Here is a 213-nt window from a genome sequence, read left to right on the forward strand (position 1 = left end):
CAAATGCCCAATGTGTTGTAATCGTATGTCCGTTTAACAAACCTGTATTAGCGAGCAAAACGGCACCTTCACAAACGGAACATACCCATTCTGCTTGAGAACCTGCTTGAGAACCTGCTTGAGTTACATAAGCTGTAAATGGCGACTCTTTATCGGCAATGATAGCTGCTAATACATCAGCATCTCCACCTGGTACCCAAATTAAATGTGGTT

General features: G+C 42.7%; 1 protein-coding gene. It reads right to left on the reverse strand.

The genetic code is table 11. The annotated features are described in order from the left end of the window. On the reverse strand, positions 1-213 hold a 213-nt coding region (locus FHG05_RS18285), incomplete at both ends, for a DJ-1/PfpI family protein (protein WP_181369201.1).

It is taken from the genome of Flavobacterium profundi, assembly GCF_006491645.1.
Classification (GTDB): Bacteria; Bacteroidota; Bacteroidia; order Flavobacteriales; family Flavobacteriaceae; genus Flavobacterium; species Flavobacterium profundi.